General features: G+C 52.1%; 16 protein-coding genes. 8 read left to right on the top strand and 8 right to left on the bottom strand.

Annotation, left to right across the window (positions count from 1 at the left end; genetic code table 11):
* Positions 1–74 precede the first annotated feature (74 nt).
* Positions 75–842, top strand: a complete 768-nt coding sequence (locus J1784_RS26015; protein ID WP_217151575.1) for a DedA family protein — start codon at positions 75–77, stop codon at positions 840–842.
* Here the strand turns inward: J1784_RS26015 and thiQ are convergent.
* The 4 genes from thiQ to sgrR form a co-directional block, all read right to left on the bottom strand.
* Positions 832–1542 (bottom strand): thiamine ABC transporter ATP-binding protein ThiQ, encoded by a 711-nt coding sequence (gene thiQ / locus J1784_RS26010; protein WP_217151574.1) that lies wholly within the window; start codon positions 1540–1542, stop codon positions 832–834. The two genes, J1784_RS26015 and thiQ, sit on opposite strands and share 11 nt — an antisense overlap.
* Positions 1526–3136 (bottom strand): thiamine/thiamine pyrophosphate ABC transporter permease ThiP, encoded by a 1611-nt coding sequence (gene thiP, locus J1784_RS26005; RefSeq protein WP_217151573.1) that lies wholly within the window; start codon positions 3134–3136, stop codon positions 1526–1528. Before thiP ends, thiQ begins: the two co-directional genes overlap by 17 nt.
* Positions 3112–4095 carry a thiamine ABC transporter substrate binding subunit gene (gene thiB, locus J1784_RS26000; protein WP_217151572.1) on the bottom strand — a complete coding sequence of 328 codons (984 nt, stop codon included), beginning with the start codon at positions 4093–4095 and terminating at the stop codon, positions 3112–3114. The genes thiP and thiB overlap by 25 nt, the downstream gene beginning before the upstream one ends.
* Positions 4096–4429: 334 nt before the next feature.
* Positions 4430–6091 carry an HTH-type transcriptional regulator SgrR gene (gene sgrR / locus J1784_RS25995; RefSeq protein ID WP_217151571.1) on the bottom strand — a complete coding sequence of 554 codons (1662 nt, stop codon included), beginning with the start codon at positions 6089–6091 and terminating at the stop codon, positions 4430–4432.
* A gap of 102 nt (positions 6092–6193) precedes the next feature.
* On the opposite strand from sgrR, the gene sgrT reads away from it, so the two are divergent.
* Together sgrT and J1784_RS25985 are read left to right on the top strand one after the other, a co-directional pair.
* Positions 6194–6379, top strand: coding sequence for a glucose uptake inhibitor SgrT (gene sgrT, locus J1784_RS25990; RefSeq protein ID WP_217151570.1), 186 nt, complete (start codon positions 6194–6196; stop codon positions 6377–6379).
* 171 nt (positions 6380–6550) lie between these two features.
* Positions 6551–7714 carry an MFS transporter gene (locus tag J1784_RS25985; RefSeq protein WP_217151569.1) on the top strand — a complete coding sequence of 388 codons (1164 nt, stop codon included), beginning with the start codon at positions 6551–6553 and terminating at the stop codon, positions 7712–7714.
* A 69-nt stretch (positions 7715–7783) separates the two neighbouring features.
* On the opposite strand, the gene leuD is transcribed toward J1784_RS25985, so the two are convergent.
* Genes leuD through leuA form a run of 4 tightly spaced genes read right to left on the bottom strand, consistent with a single transcriptional unit; the run spans position 7784 to position 12482 of the window.
* The gene (gene leuD, locus J1784_RS25980; protein WP_217151568.1) at positions 7784–8386 is read right to left on the bottom strand and encodes a 3-isopropylmalate dehydratase small subunit; all 603 of its coding nucleotides are present in this window, start codon (positions 8384–8386) and stop codon (positions 7784–7786) included.
* 10 nt (positions 8387–8396) lie between these two features.
* On the bottom strand, positions 8397–9797 hold the full coding sequence (gene leuC, locus J1784_RS25975) for a 3-isopropylmalate dehydratase large subunit (RefSeq protein WP_217151567.1): 1401 nt from the start codon (positions 9795–9797) through the stop codon (positions 8397–8399).
* Position 9798: 1 nt separating this feature from the next.
* Positions 9799–10890 (bottom strand): 3-isopropylmalate dehydrogenase, encoded by a 1092-nt coding sequence (leuB, locus tag J1784_RS25970; RefSeq protein WP_217151566.1) that lies wholly within the window; start codon positions 10888–10890, stop codon positions 9799–9801.
* A 2-nt stretch (positions 10891–10892) separates the two neighbouring features.
* Positions 10893–12482, bottom strand: a complete 1590-nt coding sequence (gene leuA, locus J1784_RS25965; RefSeq protein ID WP_120508048.1) for a 2-isopropylmalate synthase — start codon at positions 12480–12482, stop codon at positions 10893–10895.
* A 753-nt stretch (positions 12483–13235) separates the two neighbouring features.
* Between leuA and leuO the strand changes: the two genes are divergently transcribed.
* The 5 genes from leuO to cra all read left to right on the top strand — a co-directional run bounded on the left by leuO (position 13236) and on the right by cra (position 20079).
* A complete protein-coding gene (leuO, locus tag J1784_RS25955) occupies positions 13236–14183 on the top strand; it encodes a transcriptional regulator LeuO (RefSeq protein ID WP_217151645.1) in 948 nt (315 codons plus the stop codon).
* A 294-nt stretch (positions 14184–14477) separates the two neighbouring features.
* Complete coding sequence (locus tag J1784_RS25950) at positions 14478–16274, top strand: AMP-dependent synthetase/ligase (RefSeq protein ID WP_217151565.1); 1797 nt, start codon at positions 14478–14480, stop codon at positions 16272–16274.
* Between the two features lie 420 nt (positions 16275–16694).
* Positions 16695–18413, top strand: a complete 1719-nt coding sequence (ilvI, locus tag J1784_RS25945; protein WP_120508051.1) for an acetolactate synthase 3 large subunit — start codon at positions 16695–16697, stop codon at positions 18411–18413.
* A gap of 2 nt (positions 18414–18415) precedes the next feature.
* Entirely contained in the window at positions 18416–18907 is a 492-nt protein-coding gene (gene ilvN / locus J1784_RS25940; RefSeq protein WP_013577020.1) for an acetolactate synthase small subunit, read from the top strand.
* A 167-nt stretch (positions 18908–19074) separates the two neighbouring features.
* Positions 19075–20079 (top strand): catabolite repressor/activator, encoded by a 1005-nt coding sequence (cra, locus tag J1784_RS25935; protein ID WP_217151564.1) that lies wholly within the window; start codon positions 19075–19077, stop codon positions 20077–20079.
* Positions 20080–20617: the final 538 nt, after the last annotated feature.

Below are 20617 nucleotides of genomic sequence, written 5' to 3'. Positions count from 1 at the left end.
GAGAATGCAGAAAACTCACACTTGTCTCATTTTTCTACGCAATTGGCGTAGGCGTAACTGAATTCTGGGAATTTATGGAAGCCTATCTACAACATCTGGTCGCTCAGTCGGTGGGCTTCGCATTAATTATTGTCGCTGTGGTGGCTTTCTTCGAGTCGCTGGCGCTGGTTGGTCTGATCCTGCCCGGCACCGTGATGATGGCAACGCTCGGCACGCTGATCGGCAGCGGTCAGGTGGGTTTATATGAAGCGTGGCTGGCGGCGGGTATCGGCTGTTTCCTGGGTGACTGGGCCTCATATTTCATTGGTCGCGGTTTCAAGGAACCGCTGCACCGGTGGCGTTTCCTCAGGCGTTATCAGTCATTGCTGGATAAAACCGGTTACGCGCTGGACAGACACAGTTTTGCCACCGTGATCATCGGGCGTTTTATTGGCCCGACGCGTCCCCTGGTGCCGATGGTCGCGGGGATGCTGAATCTGCCGCCTTACAAATTCGCCCCACCGAACATTATCGGCTGTATTTGTTGGCCGCCGGTGTATTTCCTGCCCGGTATTCTGGCAGGCGTGGCCATTGATATTCCGGCAGGGCACAACAGCGCAGTCTTTAAATGGCTGTTACTGCTGGCTGTGGCGCTTATCTGGCTGACGGCGTGGCTGGCGTGGCGCTGGTTCCGTGCCGGAAAAGGTTCGCCCGACGCCCTGACCAAATGGCTGCCTTTACCGCGTTTACGCGTGGTGTGTATTCTGAGTCTGCTGGCGACGTTTGCCAGTTTTGTGATGCTGAGCCAGCAGCCGATGCTGCCGGTTTATGGTCATTTGCTTTGGAAAGTCATCACCCGCTGACCGGCGGAAGTATCCCCAATACTCCGGCCTCCGGCGCACTGCCGTCGGCCAGCGCCTGCGTCGGCCCGTCGTAGAAAATCCTGCCATCTACAATCAGCAGTGTGCGCGGTGCAATCCGCGCCGCGTCGTCCAGATTATGCGATACCATCAGCAGTGTGAGATTTCTTTGCCCGCACACCTTATCCAGCAAACTCAGCATTTCACTGCGCAGCGCCGGATCGAGCGCCGAAAAGGGTTCGTCGAGCAGTAAAACCGGCTGGCTGCGTAACAGGCAGCGCGCCAGAGCGACGCGCTGACGCTGGCCGCCAGAAAGCTGCGATGGCAAACGATCCAAGCATTCACTCAGTCCGACCTGTTGCGCGATATCTTCCAGCGCGTGCTTCTGCTGAATGGAAAGTTTCAGCCCCGGATGCAGCCCCAGCCCCATGTTCTGACGCACCGTCAGATGCGAGAACAGATTGTTTTCCTGAAACAGCATCGATACCGGACGCTTTGCCGGAGGCGTTGCGCTGTGATCGGCACCATTTAGCCAGATCTGCCCGCTGACCGGTGCCAGAAAACCCGCCACCAGACTGAGCAGGGTACTTTTTCCCGCGCCGCTCGGGCCGAGAATGGCCACACGTTCACCGGCTTCAATCTGTAAATCGAAGCGCATCGGCAGATGTTCGTACAAATACGTCAGTTTATTCAGCGTCAGCATGGCGGCCCGGCAATTTCTCAATCAGGGTGAATAACAGGAAACATAACAGCAGTAATAACAGTGCCGTCACCGCACCGTCCTGGCTGCGATAGGAACCGATCTGCTGATACAGATAAAACGGCAGGGTGCGGAAGTTCTCGTTGCCAAACAGGGCAATCACACCGAAATCCCCCAATGACAGCACGCAGGCAAACGCCAGTGCCTGTGCAATCGGGCGTTTCAGCGCGCTCAGTTCTACCCAGCGTAGTCGCTGCCAGCCGCGCATATCGAGTGAAATACACAGCGGGTTGTAGCGTTCGGCGACGTCGCGCATCGGATTATCCAGCACCTTTAATGCATAAGGCACCGCCATCAGCGCATTGGTCATGATAACCAGCGGCCACGGTGATTGCGGCAAACCTGTGGTATCGCTGAGCAGCAGGAAAAAGCCGGTTGCCAGCACGATGCCGGGCATGGCGAGGATCAGCATACCGCTGAGATCCATTGCCTGCGCCCAGCCGTTTCGGTGACGTAAACGCAGCTCTCGGCTGCTCCACAGCAGCATCATTGTCAGCAGCACACACAATATCCCGCTGCCGAGTGCGATACGCACGGATGTCCATAATGCCTGCCAGAGTGCGGGTTGCTGCAAAACACTGACTGCAGCCCGGTTGATGCCGTCGGTGATCACGGCGAGCAGCGGCGGCAGGATAAGTAGCAGCGCCAGACCAATCAGCACGCCATCGGTAATGCGCCGCAGCAGAGAATCATCCGGATTTCGCCAGCGCTGGGCATGCGTTTGCCCGACCGGCAGCGCCTGACTGAGTTTCTGGCTGAGCAGCACCAGCGTCAGACAACAAAACAGCTGGATCAGCGCCAGCGTTGCCGCGCGGTTTAAATCGTAGTCGTAACTCAGCGCCTGATAGATGGCGAGTTCAATAGTGGTCGCCTGCGGCCCGCCACCCAGCGAAAGCACCGTGGCGAAACTGGCGAAGCAGAGCATAAAAATTAACGCCGCGGCGGGGAAAATCTGACGGCGGATGGCAGGCCATTCTACAAAGCGGAATTGCTGCCAGGTGTTCATTCCTAGCTGCGCAGCCAGCTGGCGCTGCTCGACGGCGATATTTTCCAGCGCCTGCAATAAGAGCCGCGCTGCCAGCGGCAGATTGAAAAACACGTGCGCCAGCAAAATGCCCTGCAATCCGTAAGGCGAGAAACGATAATCCACGCCCAGCCAGCCGCAAATCTGCGCAAGCCAGCCTTGTCTGCCGTAGACGCTGAGAATGCCGAATACCGCCACCAGAACCGGTAGCACCAGTGTCATCGCGCACAAGCGTAATAACAGCTGACGGCCGGGAAAGCGGCGACGAAACAGCGCGCGTGCAAGCCAGATAGCAGGCAGCACTGAGCAGAGCGCTGAAAGCAGCGCCTGCCAGAAGGTAAAACGGATCACATGCCAGAGATAAGGATCCTGCCACAGGGCGGCACCGCTCATCTGTGGCGCATGACGCCACAGTGAGCCCAGTGCCAGCGCCGCCACCAGCAGCATCAGCAGCGAGGCGATGGCGCCCGGCCACAGCCAGCGCGGGATCAACGGCTGACGGCGTTCTGCCATGCCTGGATCCACTGGCTACGGTGAGTGGCGACATCCTGAGCGCTGTATTGCAGGGACCTGGCCGGAACCGTCAGCTGTTTAAAGGCATCAGGCAGCGGCGTGTTAATCACCGGATACATCCAGTTGCCGGCCGGGATCACTTTCTGGAAATTTTCCGTGGTGACGAATTTCATGAATTCTTCGGCCAGTTTAGGTTGCTTGCTGTTCGCAAGCTGACCCGCAACTTCGACCTGCATGTAATGACCTTCGGTGAAATCCGCTGCGGCGTAGTTATCTTTCTTCTCTTCCACGATGTGGTACGCCGGAGACGTGGTGTAGCTCAGCACCAGATCACTCTCACCTTTGAGGAATAACCCGTAAGCCTCGCTCCAGCCTTTAGTGACAGTGACGGTTTTCTTCGCCAGTTTTTCCCACGCCTGCGGCGCTTTATCGCCATAGACTTTTTGAATCCACAGCATCAGTCCCAGACCCGGTGTGCTGGTGCGTGGATCTTCGTAAATGACTTTCCATTTCTGGTCGCTGTTGATCAGCTCATCAAGGCTTTTTGGCGGGTTCTTCAGTTTGTTTTTGTCATAGACGAACGCGAAATAGCCGTAATCGTAAGGCACAAACGTGGTGTTATCCCAGCCGCCAGGTACAGTAAGTTTGGCGTCGGTTTTCGGCGCTTTAGCGAATAAACCGGTTTGCTCAGCAGCCTGCAACAGGTTGTTATCCAGTCCCAATACGACGTCGGCTTTGCTGTTTTTGCCTTCCATCCGCAGACGGTTCAGCAAGGAAACGCCGTCTTCCAGCGCAACGTATTTCAGTTCGCAGCCGCACTGGGCTTCAAAGGCTTTTTTAATCGCCGGGCCAGGGCCCCAGTCGGCAGAGAAAGAATCGTAGGTGTAAACCGTCAGAACAGGTTTTGCAGCCAGTGCAGGTGCAGAAAGTAACAGCAGGCAGGACAATAATTTTTTCAACTTTGCGCTCCAAAAAAATGAAAGGGCAAAGGATTTTGAGTAAGCATCGCGCAGTCTCAAATCCCTCCGCCGGTATCAACCGGATCAGGTTCGACGGGTTTACTCTCAGCCTTTTTAAACTTGCTGCGCAGGTGTTGATCGTGCGTCGTGCAGTGCTCGCCATGCTCACGTACTGATGTACGCTGCGCTGGCTGTGCGCTGGACTTCACCCGCTGAACACGTGCTCGCGGCGTTTAAAGATCGAGCTCATTCTTCATTGAAAAGAATAAACTTCTGGCACCCCGTTGAGAACGGATGTCATTCTAGAGATTAACGGCGCGATGCGATAGTCCGATTAACTGTCCGGCGGCGCAAACCAGGCGGATTTGAAGTCGAACCAGCCGAGGGTATTCATGCGCACGCCGCGCATGCTGCGTTGCCCCTGCAAGACTAACCAGTGATGGAACAGCGGATGGATCTGATGATTGTTGATTTGTTTCTGTCCCCATTTCGCCATCGGGAGTTTTCCTTCACGCCATAAGGCGGCGTCCTCGCTGATATCCTCGCTGAAACAATGTCTGGCCAGAGGCAGCTCATGAAAATGGGCAAAAAGGGAAAACTCCAGCGGCAGGGTGAAGTTGGCGCTGCCCAGCCACAGGTCACTTTGCGCATCGCCGCGATGCCAGACGGCATAGTCAACTATCTGAATAATCAGCTCAATGCCCTCTGATATCAGCAGAGGACGCAGTGCGTTGCATATGGCCTGATGCTCTGAATGCTCGCCGTAGAAGGTCAGTGTTACCTGGCTGAGTCCTGCCGGTTTTGGTGGGCGCGGTTGGGGGTCGATATGATGCCAGCGGGGCAGCAGGCCATAGGCGGGAGACCAGTAGCGCTGATAAACCGGCTCCGCGGCGTTGAGCAGGGCTATCGGATTGAGCAAATCACACAGCCACTGGCAGGTTTCATTGTTTTGTCCGACCGGTGAACGCTGGTCAAATAACAGAAAATAGCAGCCTTCCTCAAGGCGGCTTTCCAGTTCACTTTTGCCGGATTCATCGACCTGTAGCTGCACGCCGGAATGCACCAGTTCTTCACTCAGCTCCGGTAACACCCAGATATTTACCTCGTCGATCAGCGCCCGAAAGCCAAAATAATCGTCAAAGGCGCGGATTCGCAGCTGGGTTTTAAGATTGCGCACCACCGAATACGGGCCTGTGCCCACGGGGTGACGGGCAAAATCAGGCAGCGATTGCCACTCACGCGGAAGGATCATGGCGTGTACATTGCCCAGCAGCCAGGGCAACCAGTGGTCGGGAGAAGTCAGATGAACGTCGATAACATTCGGTGTCGGCGATGCTACGGTCGATAAATTGCCGAACAGCGGGTGCGTTTTGAGGCGGGTGAAGGTGGCAATGATATCCGCCATCTCCAGCTCGCGTCCGTGATGAAAATGAATGGCCGGACGAAGATAAAAACGCCAGTGCAGTGGTGAAATTTCCTGCCAGTGATGGGCTAAATCGCCTTCAGCTTCCCCATTTTCCTCATTTATGCGCGTCAGGCCGCTAAAGATTTGCCGGGCAATATGAGTTTCTGAACGGCGCAACATGGTGCCGGGAAGCAGGTTAAACAAAGGGCGATAATACAGAACGCGCAGGATATGTTTGCCCTGACGAAAGCTGCGTCCCAGCTGTGAAAGCAGCATCTGGCGGACCATGGTTTTATCGCCGACCAGCTGAACCAGCTGGTCAATATGATCTTGTTCCAGCAACTCTTCGGCGCGCTGCTGCTGGAGTGCTAGCCCGGTATAAAGAAATTTCAGGGTAGAATGCTTGCCCCGTCCGGCTTGTGCATCCCACATCAGCCAGCCTTGCTCCTGCATGGTGCTGAGTAAGGAGCGCATATGCCGGCGTGAGCAGTTCAGAACTTCCGAGAGTGCCTGTAACGTCGTTTCGGTTTCTTCACCATGACAACTTTGCCACAGGCGAATGAACTGTTGTTGCAAACGGGACGAGGACATAAAAGAGGAACTCCGTGGTCAGTTTTCATCAATTTATCTTTCCTCATATTACGCTGATACTGTTTCTCAACGAAAGCCTGCTGTGAATCACCGGAGGTCAGCATGAAACGCAGTCTGAATGCCCGTTTCTACCAGCGTTACTTCGAAGCCATTAAAAGGAACGCCTCTAAAAATCATGCAGACTGGCTGTCCTGGGTTCCGGTGCAATACCGTCTGGATATTCTGTCCCGTCTCACGCAGTGGGATATGGAAACTCTGGACGAAGAACAGTATCGCCGGCAACTGTGACTTCAGGTCTGACTAAATTCGATTTTCTGAGTAATGGTGTAATTTCACCAGCCAGTGGGGCAACTCACTGGTTTTTTTACTCGCTTTTTTTGTTCATTCACCAGAACTTCCTGAAACTTCGCTACACTGTCTGTCTTGTTTTATGGGCTTTCATTTCTCAGGGACGACGTCATGCCAAAACCTCGTTTTAATCGTATCTATGTCACCTTTCTGGTGGTGTCTTTGTTGTGCGGTATCGCGGGAGCGTTGCAGGCGCCCACACTCAGTTTGTTTCTGACTAATGAAGTGAAAGTGCGGCCAATGTGGGTCGGTCTGTTTTATACCGTCAATGCAGTGGCCGGGATTGCCATCAGCTTCCTGCTGGCTAACCGTTCTGATAACAAAGGCGACCGGCGCAAATTGCTGATGTTTTGCTGTCTGATGGCGCTCGGCAACAGTTTGGTCTTTGCCTTCAGTCGCGATTATCTGGTGCTGATCACCGTCGGTGTGTTGCTGGCGGCGATAGGCAACGCGTCGATGCCGCAGCTGTTTGCGCTGGCGCGCGAGCATGCGGATCGCTCCGCCAGTGAAGTGGTGATGTTCAGCTCGATGATGCGTGCGATGCTGTCGCTGGCCTGGGTGCTCGGTCCGCCGCTCTCCTTTATGCTGGCGCTCAATTACGGCTTTACGCCGATGTACCTGAGTGCCGCCGCGGTGTTTGTCGGCAGCATGTTGATGATCTTTTTCTTCCTGCCGTCGGTGCCGCGGCTTGAACAGCCGGTGGACGAAAAAGTGGTGCCGGTTAGTGCCTGGCGCAATAAAGATGTGCGTCTGCTGTTCTTTTCCTCTCTGCTGATGTGGACCTGCAATATCATGTACGTCATTGATATGCCGCTGTACATCACCAGTGATTTAGGTTTGCCGGAAGGGCTGGCGGGGCTGCTGATGGGAACGGCCGCCGGGCTGGAAATTCCGGCGATGTTGCTGGCCGGTTATCTGGTGAAACGCACCGGTAAACGCAAACTGATGCTGTATGCCGTGGCGAGCGGTGTAGTTTTCTATGCCGGGCTGGTAGCGTTTCAGTTCAAGGCGGCGCTGATGATCCTGCAACTGTTCAATGCGATTTTCATTGGGATCGTGGCCGGTATCGGGATGTTGTATTTTCAGGATCTGATGCCGGGAAGGGCGGGTTCAGCGACCACGCTGTTCACCAACAGTATCTCCACCGGTGTGATTTGCGCAGGCCTGTTACAGGGCTTTATCGTGGAAAAGTTCGGCCATTATCCGGTGTACTGGGCAGCAACCGTGCTGGCGGTGGTGGCGTTAGGTCTGATGTATAAAGTGAAAGACGTCTGAACCACTTCTGATTCGGATAAAGAAAAACCCGCGAATTATGCGGGTTTTTTTATGCTCACAGCTGAGAAATTACTGCATAAATGCAGGCTGATTTTTCTCGTAGCTGGAAATATTCCCTTCGTGTTGCAGGGTCAGGCCGATGCTGTCCAGACCGTTGATCATGCAGTGACGGCGGAAGCTGTCGATAACGAACGGATAGCTTTTCCCGCCCGCTTTTACGGTCTGCGCTTCAAGATCCACTTCGAACTGAATGCCTTCGTTGTTTTTGACAAGTTCGAACAGCTCGTCGATCTGTGCTTCACTCAGTGTGATAGGCAGCAACTGGTTGTTGAACGAGTTACCGTAGAAGATATCGGCAAAGCTCGGCGCGATTACAGCGTGGAAGCCGTAATCGGTCAGCGCCCACGGCGCATGTTCGCGGGATGAACCGCAACCGAAGTTTTCGCGTGCCAGCAAAATGCTCGCGCCTTTGTAACGCGGTTTGTTCAGTACGAAATCAGGGTTAGGTTCCTGGCCGGCATCGTCCAGAAAACGCCAGTCGTTGAACAGGTGCTGACCGAAACCGGTACGGGTAACTTTCTGCAAAAACTGTTTTGGAATAATGGCATCGGTATCGACGTTAGCTGCATCCAGCGGAACCACCAGACCGATGTGTTGGGTAAATTTAGCCATGGTGTTTTCCTCAGTTCAGTTCACGGATGTCAGCGAAACGGCCGGTGACCGCAGCGGCAGCTGCCATCGCCGGGCTAACCAGATGGGTACGGCCGCCACGGCCCTGACGACCTTCGAAGTTACGATTGCTGGTGGACGCGCAGCGCTCGCCCGGTTCCAGACGGTCATTGTTCATCGCCAGACACATCGAGCAGCCTGGCAGACGCCATTCGAAACCGGCTTCGATGAAGATCTTATCCAGACCTTCTTCTTCCGCCTGCGCTTTTACCGGACCTGAACCCGGAACTACAATCGCCTGCACGCCAGTCGCCACTTTACGGCCTTTGGCAATGGCTGCCGCAGCGCGTAAATCTTCGATGCGGGAGTTAGTGCAGGAACCGATAAAGACTTTATCAATCGCGACGTCAGTCAGTTTAATGCCCGGTTGCAAATCCATATACGCCAGCGCTTTTTCAGCTGACGCACGTTCTACCGGATCCGTAAATGAGGCCGGATTCGGGATGGTCTGATTTACCGCCATTACCTGACCTGGATTGGTACCCCAGGTGACCTGTGGTGCGATTTCTGATGCGTCCAGCGTAACAATGCTGTCGAACTTCGCGCCATCTTCAGTTTTCAGGGTTTTCCAGTATTCGACTGCTGCGTCCCAGTTCTGATCTTTAGGCGCGAACTGACGGCCTTTCAGATAAGCAAACGTGGTTTCGTCCGGTGCAACCAGACCGGCTTTGGCACCCATTTCAATCGCCATGTTGCACAGGGTCATACGACCTTCCATGCTCAGCGCCTCGATGGCTTTACCGCAGAATTCTACAACGTGACCGGTACCGCCAGCGCTGCCGGTTTTACCGATAATCGCCAGAACAATATCTTTCGCCGTGATGCCAGCAGGCGCATCACCGGTGACTTCGATTTTCATGGTTTTGGCGCGGCCCTGTTTCAGGGTTTGCGTCGCCAGAACGTGTTCTACTTCTGAAGTCCCGATACCGAAGGCCAGTGAGCCAAACGCACCGTGTGTGGCGGTATGTGAATCACCGCAGACAATAGTCATGCCCGGCAACGTCATACCCTGCTCAGGGCCGATAACGTGAACGATGCCCTGGAAAGGATGGTTCAGGTCATACAACTGCACGCCGAATTCCGCACAGTTTTTGATTAATTCCTGCATCTGAATGCGCGCCATTTCGCCGCTCGCATTGATGTCTTTAGTTTGCGTGGACACGTTGTGATCCATTGTCGCAAAGGTTTTACCTGGCTGACGCACCGGACGGCCCATCGCGCGCAGACCGTCGAATGCCTGCGGAGATGTCACTTCATGAACCAGGTGGCGGTCGATGTATAACAAGGGCGTTTCGTTTTGCGCTTCGTAAACCACATGCGCATCAAACAATTTCTGATACAGAGTCTTAGCCATGTTATGCCCCTTCTTTCACAAAGCGGGCAATGATATCGCCCATTTCACTGGTGCCCAGTGCCTGCTGGCCGTTAGCCAAATCGCCGGTACGATGGCCAGCTTCCAGTACTTTATTGACGGCCTGCTCAATGGCATTGGCCGCGTCATCTGCACCCAGGCTGTAACGCAGCAACAGCGCGGCAGACAGGATTTGTGCAATCGGGTTAGCGATGTTTTTACCGGCGATATCCGGTGCAGAGCCACCCGCAGGTTCGAACAAACCAAATGCCTGTTCGTTCATGCTGGCAGAAGGCAGCATGCCCATCGAGCCGGTGATCATCGCGCATTCGTCGGACAGGATGTCGCCAAACAGGTTGGAACACAGCAGCACGTCAAACTGAGACGGATCTTTAATCAGCTGCATGGTCGCGTTATCGATGTACATGTGGCTCAGGCTGACATCCGGGTAATCTTTGGCGATTTCATTAACCACTTCGCGCCACATAATGGAAGTCTGCAATACGTTCGCTTTATCGATAGACGTCACTTTGCTGCGGCGTTTGCGCGCAGATTCAAAGGCGATACGGGCGATACGTTCAATCTCAAAGCGGTAATACACTTCGGTATCAAAGGCTTTCTCATGCGCACCCTGACCTTCACGGCCTTTTGGCTGCCCGAAGTAAATACCACCGGTCAGTTCGCGCACACATAAAATATCGAAACCTTTAGCGGCGATGTCGGCACGCAGCGGGCAAAACTCTTCCAGACCCTGATACAGACGGGCAGGGCGCAGGTTACTGAACAGCTTGAAATGTTTACGCAGTGGCAGTAATGCGCCACGCTCTGGCTGATCGTTTGGTGGCAAATGTTCCCATTTCGGGCCACCGACGGAGCCGAACAGAATCGCATCAGCTTGTTCGCAACCAGTGACGGTCGCTTCCGGCAACGGGCTGCCGTGTTTGTCGATGGCTGCGCCACCCACATCGTATTCGCTGGTGGTGATCTTCAGACCAAATCGCTGACGTACTGCTTCCAGAACTTTATATGCCTGGGCCATAACTTCAGGGCCAATTCCGTCTCCGGGTAAGACGGCAATATGATGGGTCTTGCTCATGTTCACACCGTTTCCTGATTATTTTGAATGTTGTTGTGTTGCTGACCTGCCTGCTGCAAACGTTGTTTTTCGATCTCAACTTGTTTGCTGCGCCAGATGTTATTCAGTACGTGCACCATCGCTTTTGCGGAAGATTCAACGATGTCCGTCGCCAGACCGACACCGTGGAAGCGGCGGCCATTAAAGGAGACCACCACGTCTACCTGACCCAGTGCGTCGCGGCCCTGGCCTTTCGCGCTCAGCTGGTATTTCACCAGTTCAATCTGATAGCCGGTGATGCGGTTGATGGCCTGATACACAGCATCAACCGGACCGTTGCCGGTGGCGGCTTCAGTAATGATTTCTTCGCCGCAGGACAGATTGACTGACGCAGTAGCGGTAATTTTGGAGCCGGACTGCACGCTGAAATTATCCAGACGATAGAATTCTGGCTCTTCCTGCTGCTTATTAATGAAGACCAGTGCTTCTAAATCGTAGTCGAAAACTTGCCCTTTTTTGTCGGCCAGCTTCAGGAACGCGGCATACAGATGATCCAGGTTGTAATCGGCTTCTTTGTAGCCCATTTCTTCCATACGATGCTTAACGGCAGCACGACCAGAGCGGGAAGTCAGGTTCAGTTGCACCTGATTCAGGCCGATAGATTCCGGGGTCATGATTTCGTAGTTTTCGCGGTTTTTCAGCACGCCGTCCTGATGAATACCTGAGGAGTGTGCGAAGGCGTTTGAGCCGACAATCGCTTTGTTGCCCGGGATCGGCATGTTGGTTATCTGACTAACAATCTGGCTGGTGCGGTAAATTTCTTTGTGATTGATGTTGGTATGAACGTTCATGTAGTCGCTGCGCGTGCGGATCGCCATGATCACTTCTTCCAGCGCAGTGTTACCGGCGCGCTCGCCGATACCGTTCAATGTGCCTTCAACCTGACGCGCACCGGCCTGAATGGCGGCGATGGAGTTACCGACCGCCATACCCAGATCGTCGTGGCAGTGAACGGAGATAATCGCTTTATCAATGTTAGGCACGCGTTCATACAGATTCGTGATGATGCCACCGAACTGAACCGGTGTGGTGTAACCGACGGTGTCAGGAATATTGATGGTGGTCGCACCGGCTTTAATCGCGGCTTCAACGACGCGGCACAGGTTATCCAGCGGCGTACGACCCGCGTCTTCGCAGGAAAATTCAACGTCATCGGTATAGTTACGTGCGCGCTTAACGGAGTGCGTTGCCATCTCCAGCACCTGATCAAACGAACGCTTCAGTTTGGACTCAATGTGCAGGGTAGAAGTGGCCAGGAATACATGGATACGGAAAGCTTCTGCGACGCGTAAGGCTTCTGCAGCGGCGTCTATATCGCCGTCAACGCAACGGGCCAGACCGCAAACACGGCTGTTTTTAATCTGGCGCGCGATAGTTTGTACAGACTCGAAATCGCCAGGAGAGGAGACCGGGAAGCCGACTTCCATCACGTCAACGCCCATTCTTTCCAGCGCCATTGCAATCTGAATCTTCTCTTTAACACTCAGGCTGGCCTGTAACGCCTGTTCACCGTCACGCAGCGTGGTATCGAAAATAATGACTTGCTCGCTCATGGGTTGTTCCTTGTCTGCTTTTATTTTCGCGCCCTGCGGAGGTAAAAAAAAACCCGCGCATCGGCGCGGGTTTATTGTCTGTGGAAGTTGAAATCAGTTCTGATTTTCGCCCACTGGCTTACCGCGCAAATTTTCTGCGTTGAGTAGTAGGCCTAGGAGACGGGTAATCATGAACATGTGTTTTCAGCTTCTCGTAATTGGGTGGTCAGAACGGACATCGTTCAAACAGTGCTTAAAGTGATACGGGAATGTGTGCGGCATGTCAACCTTCACTGTGTGGAAATTCCAGGAAATTGCAAAAATGAGAGTTCATCTCATTTAGCATTAAACACTACTTTACTAAATGTATCCGGAATGATGGTTTTTGTTCATTTAGACCGATGTAAAGAGAAAAAATTAGTCCAAAAATGGACATTACCTTTCCGAATAAGGAGGAATAAACTATTTATTACAATAGGTTGGAAATGATTTAGCGCAGCTTAACTTATTATTCATTTTTCGCATGTTGTTTCTATAAACATTTTATTGTTCTATATCATCAGTTTCAGCCAAGCGAAATGAAGATAGCATTTAACTTTCTGATTATTGGAAATGAGAGTCGATTACTTTCCGAAATTTAGAACGTATAAAAGTACTCAGTTTATCCGCCGGTTTTCTATGATTCAGAATTCATTCCGGTGCCATTTTAAATAAAACAAATAATTAAAGATAATCAGTCCTAAGCAGGTTGAGGTATCTTGAATGGGAAATGTAATGTCCGATCTGACGACAGATAATCAAACTAAGCCTGCTGAAGTGGAAACACATCTTCGCAATGTTGATTTAAATTTGTTAACGGTATTTGATGCCGTTATGCAATTACAAAATATTACACGTGCGGCAAATATGTTGGGGATGTCTCAACCGGCGGTAAGTAACGCTGTCGCCCGGTTAAAAGTCATGTTCAATGATGATTTGTTTGTCCGCTTTGGCCGTGGCATTCAGCCGACAATGCGTGCCCGCCAGTTATTTGGCCCTATCCGCCAGGCACTGCAACTGGTGATGAACGAACTTCCGGGGGCCGGTTTCGATCCGAACGTGAGTATTCGTGAGTTCAATGTGGCAATTTGCAGTCCGCTGGACAAGCGTCTGACTTCACAGGTACTGAATGCAGTCGAAACTTTATCGACCGACGTCAGTATTAAATTGCAAACAATTGTGAACGATAATATAGAACATCAGTTACGTTATCAGAATATTGAATTCATGATCAGTTATCGTAAATTCGATCGTCCCGATTTTTGCAATCAGGCTTTATTTAATGATGAACTGGTGCTGGTTGCAGCGCAAAAACACCCGCGTATCAGTCCGCATATGTCAGATGAAAAATATCTGAAAGAAAAACACGCGGTAATGATGCTCGATCGTTTTTATTCATTCAGTTCACCTTATTATGATGACCCTGAAATGCATTCGCTGATTGCTTATCAGGGGACAGATCTTTCCAGCGTAATGGAGATCGTTTCGAAAACCGATATGGTCGCGCTGGTACCCCGCTGGATTGCCCAGTCGAGTGCCGGAATATTAAATCTGTCCGTTATCCCTCTACCCTGGATGAAGAACAGCCTGACTTGTTATCTGTCATGGCATGAATCTTCCAGTAAAGATAAAGGCAATATGTGGATGAAATCGTTATTAAGCCAATGCATTTTGTCTTTATAGCGGGTCACTCTGATACGTCCCATTTTTACTGTGATTGATTGCGCAGTAAAAATGGCTGGTTATGGTTTTATTTGTGGTTTTTTATCCTGCCTGGTTTTTGCTCCTCGTTAAAGCCATGCAGGCTTTTTTCATTCCTGAATTTCCTTTCCCGGTTTTCCAAAAGAGCACTTGTGCTTCTACAATTTGATTTCACCGTGCAATGTTTGCCGGTAGACTGCGTTAAATCTTTGTAACAGAGCAATGCAGTCAGCCCCTCCTTTATCTGATTGCGCTGGACGCCGGTATAGACGCTCAATGAATCAAACCTTAAATGACTACCATCTGATCACCCGTTTTCGCCAGCAAGTCGTCAGCCGTGCTGAAAATATCGCATTCCGTGAATGGTCGCCTTTGGCTGAAAGCGCACTCACCTGGCGTGAGCTTGGGGAAAAAGTCGATGCACTGTCCGACGTTTTACTGCAGGAAAACGTGGGTGTTCAGGAGCGGATCGCCATTTGCGGGAACAACTCCATCGCCTGGGCGATGACGGATCTGGCTATTTTACAGCTACGCGCCGTCACCGTGCCCGTTTATGCGACCAATACCCCGGCGCAGTCTGCGTATGTGCTTAATGACGCGGATATTCGTATTTTGTTCGTTGTCGGACAGAGTCAGTACGATGCTGCGGTGGCATTGCGTGAACTGTGCCCGCAGCTGAAACATATATTTATGCTCGATAACGACGTGGATTTGCGCGGTGTGTCCATTGCCCGGCATGTTTCAGGCATTGTTCCTCAGGACAGTGTTCTGGCCGCAGAGCGCGAGGCGCGGGTTAATGCCTGCCAGCTCAACGACCTCTTCACGCTGATTTATACATCGGGAACAACGGGTGAGGCGAAGGGCGTGATGCTGGATTATGTCAGTATGGCGACTCAGCTTAAGCAGCACGAAAAACGCCTGAGCATTTCTGACCGCGATGTTTCGTTATGCTTCCTGCCGCTGGCTCATGTTTTTGAACGTGCCTGGAGTTTCTTTGTCATGCACAGCGGCGCACAGAATGTTTTCCTGCGTGAAACCGATCTGGTGCGCGATGCCTTGCAGGCCGTTAAACCGACGGTGATGTGCGCCGTTCCGCGTTTCTATGAAAAAGTCTTCAGCGCCATTCATGACAAAGTCGCCCGCGCCGGAACCGTCAAAAAACGGCTGTTCCACTGGGCTGTCGCGCAGGGCAAAGAGAAGTTTCTGACTGAACGCCGTAAAGCGGGTTATCCCTTCTGGCTTAATCCGGCATATTTCATCGCCGATAAACTGGTACTAAAAAAGCTGCGCAATCTGCTGGGCGGCAATTTACGTTTCCTGCCGGCAGCGGGTGCCAGTCTTGATGACAACGTGATTCTGTTTTTCGAATCGCTGGGTTTGAAAATCAAATACGGCTACGGCCTGACCGAAACCTGCGCGACCGTTACCTGCTGGGAAGAAAACGATTTCCGCTTCGGTTCGGTCGGTACGGCGTTGCCCGAGATTGAAGTACGCATTGGCGAAGAAAACGAGATCCAGGTTCGCGGGCCTACGTTGTTGCGCGGTTATTTCAATAAGCCCGAAGAAACGGCAGCCAGTTTTACGGCTGATGGCTGGTTTAAAACCGGTGATGCCGGGAAAATGGACGCAGAAGGCAATGTGTTCATCACTGAACGGCTGAAGGATCTGATGAAGACCTCGGGCGGTAAATACATCGCGCCGCAGCGCATTGAAGGGACTCTGGTTCAGGATCGTTACATTGAACAGGCGGCGGTTATCGCCGATGAACGTCACTTTGTATCCGCGCTGATTGTTCCTGATTTTGATGTGCTCAATGCTTACGCGCAGAATCACCATATCGATTATCTCAATCGCACCGGGCTGGTTAAAAACGAGCAAATCATTTCACTTTTTGCGCATCAGCTTCGTGAAATACAGCACGAACTGGCCGGTTTTGAGCAGGTGAAAAAGTTTGTGCTGCTGACCAGGCCTTTCACGATGGAAGACGGCGAGCTGACACCGACGCTTAAGTTACGGCGCAAGATTATTTTCAGCCGTTACCAGAAAGAAATCGACCAGTTGTATCGCGAGTAATTCCTTCCCGCACTGTTTTCCCATTTTCCCAGCACAATCACCGGCGAACATACGTTTGCCGGTTCATCCTCATCTTTCTGTCAGTCACGGACATAATTTAATACTGTAATTTTTCGGGCCTTCCTGATATTTCTGACTGGTTGTGACGCTCAGGCAGTGTTTTGTGTTGGGCAGAAGAATGAAGGCAGTGCGAGCCGATATAACGACATTTCCTGATCCTTTTTGGCGTTTGCCTGACTCAGATTCTGACGCTAAGGTACTGAGTTAGATTCGTGAACGCCAATAAGAACAGCAGGGTTTTTTAATCCCGATAGAAAGTCCTAAAATTCAGCGAGTTACCCGTAAATCGTTGCCTGGTAGAACAGCTAGCTGAAATAAAAAGTCATCCTATAGAAGAAGCAAAAGCCTGGAGGCAAAACCATGGAGATGTTGTCAGGAGCCGAGATGGTCGTCCGGTCGTTAATCGACCAGGGCGTTAAGCACGTATTCGGTTATCCCGGCGGAGCGGTGTTGGATATCTATGATGCCCTGCATACGGTCGGTGGGATAGATCATGTGCTGGTGAGACATGAGCAGGGTGCTGTTCATATGGCTGACGGTTATGCGCGCGCCACGGGGGACGTGGGCGTGGTGCTGGTGACTTCTGGTCCCGGCGCAACCAATGCTATCACCGGTATTGCCACGGCTTATATGGATTCCATTCCGCTGGTGGTGCTATCAGGCCAGGTTCACAGTTCACTCATTGGTTATGACGCGTTCCAGGAATGCGACATGGTGGGGATTTCCCGCCCGGTGGTGAAACACAGTTTTCTGGTAAAACGCGCGGAAGATATTCCGACGGTACTGAAAAAAGCGTTTTATCTGGCGTCTACCGGCCGTCCTGGTCCGGTGGTGGTCGACTTGCCAAAAGACGTGGTAAATCCGCAGATCAAATTGCCTTATGCCTATCCTGAACAGGTTGCGATGCGCTCCTATAACCCGACGGTGCAAGGTCATCGCGGGCAAATGAAACGCGCCGTGCAAACCTTACTGGCCGCTAAAAAACCGGTGCTTTACGTCGGCGGTGGCGCGATTAATTCTGAATGTGATGCTGAGTTGCTTCAGCTGGCAGAGAAACTGAATCTGCCGGTGACCAGTTCCCTGATGGGCCTTGGCGCATTCCCAGGCACTCATCGTCAAAGTCTGGGCATGCTGGGTATGCACGGCACTTATGAAGCCAATATGGCGATGCACAACGCGGATCTGATTTTCGGCGTGGGCGTGCGTTTCGACGACCGTACCACCAACAATCTGGCGAAATACTGCCCGAACGCGACGGTCATGCATATTGATATCGACCCGACGTCAATATCCAAAACCGTGAATGCGGATATCCCGATTGTCGGCGACGCAAAACAAACCCTGGTTCAGATGCTGGAACTGCTGGCGCAAAGCGACGAGAAGCAGGAATTCGATGCGCTGCGCGACTGGTGGCAAAATATTGAAAACTGGCGCGGGCGTGAATGCCTCAGCTATGACAAAAATACCGGCACCATCAAGCCGCAGGCGGTTATCGAAACATTGCACCGTCTGACCAAAGGCGATGCCTATGTGACATCCGATGTCGGCCAGCATCAGATGTTTGCTGCGCTGTATTACAAATTCGACAAACCGCGTCACTGGATCAACTCCGGTGGTCTGGGCACGATGGGCTTTGGTCTGCCAGCCGCGCTGGGCGTGAAACTCGGTCTGCCGGATGAAACCGTTATTTGCGTAACCGGTGACGGCAGTATTCAGATGAACATTCAGGAACTGTCGACTGCGCTGCAATACGATTTACCGGTGATCGTGGTGAACCTTAACAACGGTTATCTCGGCATGGTGAAGCAGTGGCAGGACATGATTTACTCCGGCCGCCATTCCCAGTCCTATATGCAATCGCTGCCTGACTTTGTAAAACTGGCTGAAGCTTACGGCCACGTGGGTATTGCTATCCGCACGCCGGATGAGCTGGAAAGCAAACTGGCGCTGGCGCTGGAACAGAAAAATCGTCTGGTATTTGTGGATATCAGCATAGATGAAACAGAACACGTTTACCCGATGCACATCCGTGGCGGTGCGATGGACGAAATGTGGTTAAGCAAAACGGAGAGGACCTGATCATGCGCCGGATTTTATCAGTATTACTGGAAAACGAATCGGGCGCGTTGTCCCGCGTAGTCGGCCTTTTCTCTCAGCGTGGCTACAACATTGAAAGTCTGACGGTAGCGCCGACGGACGATCCTACCCTGTCGCGCATGACCATTCAGACCGTCGGTGATGCCAAGGTGCTTGAGCAAATCGAAAAGCAGCTGCACAAGCTTGTCGATGTGCTGCGTGTGACTGAGCTGGTGCAGGGCGCTCACGTTGAGCGTGAAATCATGCTGGTGAAGGTCCAGGCATCCGGTTATGGCCGTGAAGAAGTCAAACGTTCCACCGAGATTTTCCGCGGGCAGATTGTGGATGTCACGGCAACGCTTTACACCGTTCAGCTTGCGGGGACCAGTGACAAACTTGACGCATTTTTAGCCAGCATTCGTGATGTGGCTGAAATTGTCGAAGTGGCACGCTCCGGGGTGGTCGGTGTTTCGCGCGGCGATAAAATCATGCGGTAATGCTCAAATAATCAGCAAGATGTGAGATTTATTTGAAAGTTAAAAGCCCGGCTCCTGAGCCGGGCTTTCTTTTTTGCGAGTCAGGTGAAGCGATTCGGTAAAACACCTTGCCCGGCAGGGGCTTCTGCGGTTAGATAAAGCATTATCTTTATTAAGGGGTTTGCTCAGTGAAGCTGGATGAGATCGCGAGGTTAGCGGGCGTTTCGCGTACGACGGCCAGTTATGTGATTAATGGCAAGGCGAAACAGTATCGTGTCAGCGATAAGACAGTCGAGAAAGTCATGGCTGTCGTTAAGGAACATAACTATCACCCGAATGCGGTGGCAGCAGGTTTGCGTGCTGGCCGTACCCGCTCTATTGGTCTGGTGATCCCTGATCTGGAAAACACCAGCTATACCAAAATTGCCAATTTCCTTGAGCGTCAGGCCCGTCAGCGTGGCTATCAGCTGCTGATCGCCTGCTCTGAAGATCAGCCTGATAATGAAATGCGTTGCATTGAACATCTTCTGCAACGTCAGGTTGATGCCATCATTATTTCGACTTCTCTGCCACCGGAACACCCTTTCTATCAGCGCTGGGCTAACGACGATTTCCCGATTATTGCACTCGACCGTGCCCTTGATCCTGAGCATTTCATCAGCGTGGTCGGAGCCGATCAGGATGACGCACTGATGCTGGCGCAGGAGCTGCGGACTTTCCCTGCTGAATCGGTACTCTATCTCGGCGCACTGCCTGAGCTTTCCGTGAGTTTCCTGCGCGAGCAAGGATTCCGTCAGGCCTGGGCTGAAGATCCCCGCCAACCAAAATATTTGTATGCGAATGCGTATGATCGCGAATCGGCAGCCGTCGTTTTTGCCGAATGGCTGAAAACCAATCCGATGCCGCAGGCGTTATTTACAACGTCGTTCCAACTCTTGCAGGGCGTGATGGACGTTACGCTGAGAACCGAAGGGCGTTTGCCGGTCGACCTGGCGATTGCCACATTTGGCGATAACGAGCTGCTCGATTTCCTTGAATGCCCGGTTTTAGCGGTGGCACAGCGTCACCGTGATGTGGCTGAACGCGTGCTGGAGCTGGTGCTGGCCTGCCTTGATGAGCCCAGGAAACCTAAGGCAGGGCTGACCCGTATTCGTCGCAACCTGTTCCGTCGTGGCCGTCTGAGCCGTAAATAAATCCCTGACGGGTATTCAACCTGATTACCCGTCGTTCCCCTTTCGCAGCAGTGCATTTTAAATGAACGAATAAAGGGTCTTACCGGTTCTGATAATCGAATGTGAACATTCCCATATAAGTTCAGCGGGTAATTTAGGAGCATTCTCAGCTTGCTGAATTATTAACAAATATTTTCGCCTTTCTTTTGTTGATATAAACCTGCCAATCAATTTCTAAAATACGTTAATGCTGCCTGCAAAAGTGCTGTAGAATTCCCCGCTTAATTTCCTGGAATCAGTGTTTGCCGCTGTTCTGATGGTTTTTAAGATTCCTTAAACGCATGTGTCATGCGGGTTGGCACTAAAAATGATGATGATTTAGCAGTGATAGCCTGAAAAAAAGTAAAATCGGTTTTTCTCATGGCTAACAGGTTAAGAAATGAGAGTTAGATAGCAGAAGAATATAAATAGTTAAATAATGTTCAGTTTGGCTTTTTTTTAAACGAAATTATTAACCCTCCGAAATTTCTTCAACTAATCATGACGTTATTTTCTATTC

This window comes from Rahnella ecdela (genome assembly GCF_019049625.1).
GTDB lineage: Bacteria > Pseudomonadota > Gammaproteobacteria > Enterobacterales > Enterobacteriaceae > Rahnella > Rahnella ecdela.
The sequence above is the reverse complement of the archived record's forward strand: the minus strand, read 5'-3'. Positions and strand labels throughout refer to the sequence as shown.

What these genes read in the sequence shown, in the direction of transcription:
- thiQ (WP_217151574.1), bottom strand. Translation starts at nt 1,542, where the DNA reads ATGCTGACGCTGAATAAACTGACGTATTTGTACGAACATCTGCCGATG.
- leuB (WP_217151566.1), bottom strand. Translation starts at nt 10,890, where the DNA reads ATGAGCAAGACCCATCATATTGCCGTCTTACCCGGAGACGGAATTGGC.
- thiP (WP_217151573.1), bottom strand. Translation starts at nt 3,136, where the DNA reads ATGGCAGAACGCCGTCAGCCGTTGATCCCGCGCTGGCTGTGGCCGGGC.
- leuA (WP_120508048.1), bottom strand. Translation starts at nt 12,482, where the DNA reads ATGAGCGAGCAAGTCATTATTTTCGATACCACGCTGCGTGACGGTGAA.
- J1784_RS25985 (WP_217151569.1), top strand. Translation starts at nt 6,551, where the DNA reads ATGCCAAAACCTCGTTTTAATCGTATCTATGTCACCTTTCTGGTGGTG.
- leuO (WP_217151645.1), top strand. Translation starts at nt 13,236, where the DNA reads ATGTCCGATCTGACGACAGATAATCAAACTAAGCCTGCTGAAGTGGAA.
- J1784_RS25950 (WP_217151565.1), top strand. Translation starts at nt 14,478, where the DNA reads ATGAATCAAACCTTAAATGACTACCATCTGATCACCCGTTTTCGCCAG.
- sgrT (WP_217151570.1), top strand. Translation starts at nt 6,194, where the DNA reads ATGAAACGCAGTCTGAATGCCCGTTTCTACCAGCGTTACTTCGAAGCC.
- sgrR (WP_217151571.1), bottom strand. Translation starts at nt 6,091, where the DNA reads ATGTCCTCGTCCCGTTTGCAACAACAGTTCATTCGCCTGTGGCAAAGT.
- leuD (WP_217151568.1), bottom strand. Translation starts at nt 8,386, where the DNA reads ATGGCTAAATTTACCCAACACATCGGTCTGGTGGTTCCGCTGGATGCA.
- leuC (WP_217151567.1), bottom strand. Translation starts at nt 9,797, where the DNA reads ATGGCTAAGACTCTGTATCAGAAATTGTTTGATGCGCATGTGGTTTAC.
- ilvN (WP_013577020.1), top strand. Translation starts at nt 18,416, where the DNA reads ATGCGCCGGATTTTATCAGTATTACTGGAAAACGAATCGGGCGCGTTG.
- ilvI (WP_120508051.1), top strand. Translation starts at nt 16,695, where the DNA reads ATGGAGATGTTGTCAGGAGCCGAGATGGTCGTCCGGTCGTTAATCGAC.
- J1784_RS26015 (WP_217151575.1), top strand. Translation starts at nt 75, where the DNA reads ATGGAAGCCTATCTACAACATCTGGTCGCTCAGTCGGTGGGCTTCGCA.